Annotated in this window: 8 protein-coding genes; 3 read left to right on the top strand and 5 right to left on the bottom strand. The window is 41.2% G+C overall.

Annotated features, from left to right (window positions below):
* Positions 1-1,549 (bottom strand): retention module-containing protein (locus F3G98_RS09290; RefSeq protein ID WP_149726073.1); only part of this gene is annotated, 1,549 nt, incomplete at its 3' end.
* An 87-nt stretch (positions 1,550-1,636) separates the two neighbouring features.
* Positions 1,637-2,011, bottom strand: a complete 375-nt coding sequence (locus F3G98_RS09285; protein WP_087581129.1) for a RidA family protein — start codon at positions 2,009-2,011, stop codon at positions 1,637-1,639.
* Between the two features lie 94 nt (positions 2,012-2,105).
* On the opposite strand from F3G98_RS09285, the gene cheQ reads away from it, so the two are divergent.
* The gene (gene cheQ, locus F3G98_RS09280; RefSeq protein ID WP_021087269.1) at positions 2,106-2,579 is read left to right on the top strand and encodes a cheVAW transcriptional regulator CheQ; all 474 of its coding nucleotides are present in this window, start codon (positions 2,106-2,108) and stop codon (positions 2,577-2,579) included.
* Here cheQ and F3G98_RS09275 read toward each other — a convergent pair.
* The 3 genes from F3G98_RS09275 to F3G98_RS09265 are packed head-to-tail and all read right to left on the bottom strand — an operon-like array spanning position 2,557 to position 4,555.
* Positions 2,557-3,096, bottom strand: a complete 540-nt coding sequence (locus F3G98_RS09275; RefSeq protein WP_103608073.1) for an L-cystine-binding protein TcyA — start codon at positions 3,094-3,096, stop codon at positions 2,557-2,559. The two genes, cheQ and F3G98_RS09275, sit on opposite strands and share 23 nt — an antisense overlap.
* 43 nt (positions 3,097-3,139) lie before the next feature.
* On the bottom strand, positions 3,140-3,700 hold the full coding sequence (locus F3G98_RS09270; protein WP_002942950.1) for a Fe-S-containing hydro-lyase: 561 nt from the start codon (positions 3,698-3,700) through the stop codon (positions 3,140-3,142).
* A gap of 9 nt (positions 3,701-3,709) precedes the next feature.
* Positions 3,710-4,555, bottom strand: a complete 846-nt coding sequence (locus tag F3G98_RS09265; protein WP_087583663.1) for a fumarate hydratase — start codon at positions 4,553-4,555, stop codon at positions 3,710-3,712.
* 158 nt (positions 4,556-4,713) lie between these two features.
* Here F3G98_RS09265 and F3G98_RS09260 point away from each other — a divergent pair, with 158 nt between their 5' ends.
* Together F3G98_RS09260 and F3G98_RS09255 are read left to right on the top strand one after the other, a co-directional pair.
* Positions 4,714-5,277 (top strand): LemA family protein, encoded by a 564-nt coding sequence (locus F3G98_RS09260; protein ID WP_149726072.1) that lies wholly within the window; start codon positions 4,714-4,716, stop codon positions 5,275-5,277.
* A 10-nt stretch (positions 5,278-5,287) separates the two neighbouring features.
* Positions 5,288-6,178: a DUF3137 domain-containing protein gene (locus F3G98_RS09255; RefSeq protein ID WP_149726071.1), complete on the top strand. Its 891-nt coding sequence runs from the start codon at positions 5,288-5,290 to the stop codon at positions 6,176-6,178.

Below are 6,178 nucleotides of genomic sequence, written 5' to 3'. Positions count from 1 at the left end.
CTGGAGTAGTAACTGGTGTACCATTGCCTGCATCATCTTTTGGAGTAACTTTTACCTCAGTACCTGGTTTTAGTGGTTCATTATTTGGTGTAGGAACACTAAATGTACCATCAGGATTTACTGGAACTGTAACTGGGGTATGACCAGGAATTTCAACAATTACAGTGGTATTTGGATCTGGGTTTGGAACCTTACCAGTTACTACTGTTGAAGTGTTGTTAATTGGATCTAGAGTTACTGTTGGGATAGTTACGTCTGATACTGGAGTAGTAGCTGGAGTACCATTGCCTGCATCATCTTTTGGAGTAACTTTTACCTCAGTACCTGGTTTTAGTGGTTCATTATTTGGTGTAGGAACACTAAATGTACCATCAGGATTTACTGGAACTGTAACTGGGGTATGACCAGGAATTTCAACAATTACAGTGGTATTTGGATCTGGGTTTGGAACCTTACCAGTTACTACTGTTGAAGTGTTGTTAATTGGGTCTAGAGTTACTGTTGGGATAGTTACGTCTGATACTGGAGTAGTAACTGGTGTACCATTGCCTGCATCATCTTTTGGAGTAACTTTTACCTCAGTACCTGGTTTTAGTGGTTCATTATTTGGTGTAGGAACACTAAATGTACCATCAGGATTTACTGGAACTGTAACTGGGGTATGACCAGGAATTTCAACAATTACAGTGGTATTTGGATCAGGGTTTGGAACCTTACCAGTTACTACTGTTGAAGTGTTGTTAATTGGGTCTAGAGTTACTGTTGGGATAGTTACGTCTGATACTGGAGTAGTAACTGGAGTACCATTGCCTGCATCATCTTTTGGAGTAACTTTTACCTCAGTACCTGGTTTTAGTGGTTCATTATTTGGTGTAGGAACACTAAATGTACCATCAGGATTTACTGGAACTGTAACTGGGGTATGACCAGGAATTTCAACAATTACAGTGGTATTTGGATCAGGGTTTGGAACCTTACCAGTTACTACTGTTGAAGTGTTGTTAATTGGGTCTAGAGTTACTGTTGGGATAGTAGTATCTACAAAACCAGCGTCACCACCAGCATTATCGGCTGCGCCGCTTACGCCGCCTATCCTCTCAGCACCTCTTGCGCTGTTTAGATCGCCTATAGAGCGGAAATTTTCATTGATATTTGAGTAGTGACCGCCCTCATCAAACGACGCCGCACCAAGGCTAACGCCATCTCCACCACCAGCTGCGGCTGCGTTACCACCAGCGGCAGTCTCCTCTAGTTTTGTTAGATCCTCGCCGTTTAACAACGCCTTTTGCAAGTCACTAACATCTGCTACGGTATTTGGTTTTTGTCCTGCGGCTACATTTTCGTCAAGCTTTAACGACTCATCACCCAAGATGGTGACGTCTTTGCCATTATCCATTGAAACTACGGCTTTAGAAGAAGCTGAAGAGGTCTTTACAACCTCCCCAAGATATAAAGCGTCGCCAACTTTTAAAACGCGGCTAACGCCATTTTGATCTACAGCTACTACTAAGCCTGAGATTTGTTTGATTACTCCTACTTGAGTTTGCATGTCTATCCTTATCGTAAAATAAATTTTTACGTAATTTTAAGACATTTTAATCCTCTTTGTATATTGTACTTGGGTACAGTTGTGACATTATTGTGCTGCGATAACCTCAATTTCTACAAGTGCATCTTTTGGCAAAGTCTTCACAGCTACCGTGCTTCTAGCAGGATATGGCTCTTTGAAAAATTTAGCGTATGTGACATTTACTTTAGCAAAATCTGCCATATCTGCTAAAAAGATCGTAGTCTTTACGACATTATCAAAACTAAGTCCAGCCTCAGCCAAAATGTTTTGTAAATTTGTAAGTGACTGCTGCGCTTGAGCCTCTACGCTACTGCCTGCAAACTCGCCTGCTGGTGTGACGCCAAGCTGACCTGAGATAAATAAAAATCCATTCGCGCTAATCGCCTGAGAATATGGTCCGATCGCTTGTGGGGCGTTTTTTGTTGAAATTTGTTTTTTCATATCTTCTCCTTTAAAATTTGGCAAAATCCTACTATAAATTTCTAAATTTTTAGGCGCCAAAGGCTATAATGAGCAAAATTTCAAAAGGACAAAGATGCAAATAACCCTTGCACCAAACGAATTTTTAGATGACTACGTACTTGGTGCGCAGCTTGCCAAAAACGCAGGCATCTCATCAAATGCCTACCTCTTTTGGAAAAATGCGATCAGCGCTAAATTTGAAAACTCGCGCATCGTTTTTATTAGAAAAAAGAGCGTCCCAGAGAAATTTGCAAGCGCTTTACAAGCTTGCACGCCCTTAAATGGTCTTGTGCCAACTGGCGTTTTTTGCTCATTTACCTCACTCGCCCCTTCACACCTCGTGGCGAAAAATGGCTCGAAAATTTATGAGCTTTTTGAATTTCATGAAATTTGCGGCATCAAATTTTTAAATTTAAAGAAATTTTATGATGATTTTAAGCTTAGCTACTCGTATAGAATTTATATAGAAAAGTGCAAATTTTTCTCGCCAGCGCCCTTTGAAAAGCGCATAAAACTGACTGAGACTATGTGTCTTGGCTACTACTAGCCACCTCGAAAACGATTAGCGCCTCAGTTTTGTAGCCCCCTATCCTATCTTTATATAGTAAAATTTCGTCATTTTCTCTTTTGGCGTAAATTTTAATGTGAGCGGAGTTTGTGCTCTCATCGTAGTCTTCGTATATAAATTTAAACTCCTCGCTATCCAGCGTGATAAACTGCAGCGCCTGAAACGAAACAGCAAGCACTATCTCCTCGCTAATGCCACTTGTTCTAAATTTATCAGCTAGCTTCACTACAAACGACCCCACGTCGCTAAAATACTCCTCGCAGCTTTCATACTCGCTTTCAAAAACTACTATCTCATTTATCGACCACTCATTTTGCGTCTTATTTTCTTCAAATTTCTGCCTTTTTCTTATGGCAGCTTTTAAAAATATCCCCTGTGGTTTTGAGATAAAGCCCTCGTTTAAAATTTGCTTTAGCTTTAAATTTACTAGCTCGCTTTTGGTTTTGGTGAAAAATTTAAGTAGTGGCTTTGCTTGGTCGTTGCAAAAAGTTTTCATTTTAGGGGTAAATTCCGCTAGCCCCAAAGCTAGCGGATCAAATTTAGATTTTTTTGTAAGGTGCTTGGCCGACTTCGTAGAAGTTATTGCCCTCGCAGTCGATAGCGACTATCGCTGGGAAGTCCTCTACTGTGAGCCTTGCGACTGCCTCTGGTCCTAGCTCTGGATAGGCTAGTACTTCATATTTTTTGATACTTTGGCTAATGACCGCTCCGATACCGCCGATAGCGACCATATAAACACAGCATGATTTTTTCATCGCATCAACCACCGCATCATTGCGATATCCCTTGCCGATCATGCCATTTATGCCAACTTCGTTTATCATAGTTGGTGTGTATTTGTCCATTCTACCGCTTGTTGTTGGGCCTGCTGCGCCGATAGCTTGGTTTGGTTTAGCTGGTGTTGGTCCGACGTAGTAGATAGTCTCGCCTTTTAGCTCAACTGGTAGCTTCTCGCCACGTGCTAGAGCCTCTGTTAGCGCCTTGTGAGCGGCGTCACGAGCTGCGATGATAGTGCCTGAGATTAGGACATTGTCACCTGCTTTTAGGCTTTTTACCACCTCTTTATCAAATGGTGCTGTTATTCTTTTTACTTCTGACATGTTATCTCCTTAAAGCTCGGCGTCTGCGTGGCGTGCAGCGTGGCAGTTGATATTTATGGCTACTGGTAGGCCTGCGATGTGAGTTGGATACCACTCGACATTTACTTTTATGGCAGTTGTATCGCCACCAAGCCCTTGAGGTCCGACGCCTGTTTTGCTAGCAAGCTCAAGAAGCTCATCTTCGAGTTTTGCATATCTTGCATCAGCATTTTTGCTATCTACTGGACGAACTGCGGCTTGCTTGGCTAGAAGTGCAGCTTTATCCATGGTGCCGCCTATGCCAACGCCTATTGTCATTGGAGGGCAAGCGTTTGGTCCAGCGTATTTTACAGCCTCTAAAAATACCTTTTTAACGCCCTCTATGCCATCAGCTGGCACAAGCATTTTTAGTATTGACTTGTTTTCACTACCAAAGCCTTTTGGAGCGACTTTTATCTTTAGCTTATCGCCTGGGACGATCCTAGTGTGGATGACCGCTGGAGTGTTGTTTGTGGTATTTTTTCTCTCAAAAAGTGGCTCAGCAACGACTGATTTTCTAAGATAGCCCTCAGTGTAGCCTTTTGCAACGCCCTCATTTATCGCATCTTCGATGTAACCGCCTTCTATATGCACGTCCTGACCGATCTCGACAAAGACAACCGTCATGCCCGTATCTTGGCAAATAGGCGCAACGCCCTCTTCTGAAAGCTTGGCATTTTGTAAAATTTTGCCCAAGATATCCTTACCAAGAGATGAGCTCTCAGTGGTTTGTGCTTTTGTAAAAGCAGCCTTTAGATCTGGCGTAACGACGTAACAGGCTTGTTTGCAAAGCTTTGCAACAGTCTCTTTTATATCTTTTACGTTTACCGTTCTCATTTATCCTCCTCGTAAAAAACAATTTTTAATTATATAAATTATATGTAAAATTTAAGATTAAATTATAATATTAAATTTAATCACCCAACCTCGGTGTTTAAATACTCTTAAGCAACTTTGGATAAACTACAACAAACTTAAATTTCAAAGGAAAAGTTATGAATTCGTTAGTCATCGTGATACTTGTTGTCGCAGTCATTTTTGTCTTTTTCATCAGCCTTTACAACTCGCTTGTTGCAAAGCAAAACCAGGTAAAAAGCGTGGAGGCTGGCATCGACGCGCAGCTAAAAAGAAGATATGACCTCATACCAAATTTAGTAGCTACTGCAAAAGAGTACATGGTGCATGAAAAGAGCCTGCTAGAAAACATCACTGCCCTTAGAGAGAGTGCTAGAAGCGCCTCTACAAATGAGGAGAAATTTGAGCTAAATAACAAAATTTCAAGCCTACTAAATGGTCTAAGAGTGAGCGTAGAAAACTACCCAGACCTAAAAGCAAATCAAAATTTACTTCATATCCAAAGCACACTAAACGAGGTCGAAGAGCAAATTTCAGCTGCCAGACGTGCTTACAACTCAGCTGTTGAAATTTACAATAACGCCACACAGATGTTTCCTTCAAACATCGTAGCTTCAATCTTTGGCTTTCATAAAGATGTATTTTTTGACATCCCTGAAAATGAAGCAGCTGCTCCAAACGTCGGTGATCTTTTCAAAAAATAAGGCATAAAAAATGCAAGCAGACGAACTAAAAGGCATCGATCTAAGCGACCTTGACGAGCTTGAAAAAGAGCGCCTTGCCATGGGGCAAAAAGCCTTTAAAATGATCGCTTATGGCTTTCTTGGCATCATAGTTGCAACTGGTTTTTTAGCATCACTGCACCTTGGAAATTTATTTTTCTTTTTGCTAATCGGCGGAGTTTTTTATCTTGGCAAGACGATAAATGGGCTAAAAAACGAGCTTATAGCAAAATTTAAACAAAAAGTAGTTGGCGTCATCGTAAAAAACTATGGTCTAAATTTCAGCGCAAATGGCGGACTAAGTTTGGATGATTTTTTAAAAATTTATGACGCCGATGTAAATAGACACTACGCAGAAGATATGATCTACGGACAGATCGATAACACGCAGTTTAAGCTTTGCGATTTTTATGCGGCAAAAGAGACGCAAGGCGAGAAACGCACCACCACAACGGTGAAATTTCAAGGCATTTTGCTAAAGGCTGAGTTTAAAAAAGAGCTAAACGCCACGATCTATGTCTGCGACAAAAAGCGAACATCTGATCTAAGAAGCGAGGGCGAGCAAGCAGTGATGGATAACCCTAAATTTAACGAGCTCTTTAAAACCTACACGACCGATCAGATCGCAGCTAGATACGCTCTAACGCCAAAGCTGATGGAAAATTTAACCACTCTAAGAACTAAATTTAACGCCCCACTCTCGGCAGTGTTTTTAAAAAATGAAATTTTCATCGCGATCGATCTTAGAAAGGATAGCTTTGAGCCTGATCTTAAAAAACCGATAAACAGCAACGAGAGCGTGCAAAACTACATCTCGAGTATCAGCGACTTTGTGGAGATCGTGCGTGATCTGGAGCTAAATAAAAACATCTGGAAGAGCTAA

Source organism: Campylobacter concisus (assembly GCF_902460895.1).
GTDB classification, from domain to species: Bacteria; Campylobacterota; Campylobacteria; order Campylobacterales; family Campylobacteraceae; genus Campylobacter_A; species Campylobacter_A concisus_BC.
Note: the sequence above shows the minus strand (reverse complement) of the source record. Positions and strands in the feature narration are given on the sequence as shown.

Bases quoted from the DNA above. Each gene is read 5' to 3' on its own strand.
- F3G98_RS09285 (WP_087581129.1), bottom strand. From the start codon at position 2,011: ATGAAAAAACAAATTTCAACAAAAAACGCCCCACAAGCGATCGGACCA.
- F3G98_RS09270 (WP_002942950.1), bottom strand. From the start codon at position 3,700: ATGTCAGAAGTAAAAAGAATAACAGCACCATTTGATAAAGAGGTGGTA.
- F3G98_RS09260 (WP_149726072.1), top strand. From the start codon at position 4,714: ATGAATTCGTTAGTCATCGTGATACTTGTTGTCGCAGTCATTTTTGTC.
- F3G98_RS09265 (WP_087583663.1), bottom strand. From the start codon at position 4,555: ATGAGAACGGTAAACGTAAAAGATATAAAAGAGACTGTTGCAAAGCTT.
- F3G98_RS09255 (WP_149726071.1), top strand. From the start codon at position 5,288: ATGCAAGCAGACGAACTAAAAGGCATCGATCTAAGCGACCTTGACGAG.
- cheQ (WP_021087269.1), top strand. From the start codon at position 2,106: ATGCAAATAACCCTTGCACCAAACGAATTTTTAGATGACTACGTACTT.
- F3G98_RS09275 (WP_103608073.1), bottom strand. From the start codon at position 3,096: ATGAAAACTTTTTGCAACGACCAAGCAAAGCCACTACTTAAATTTTTC.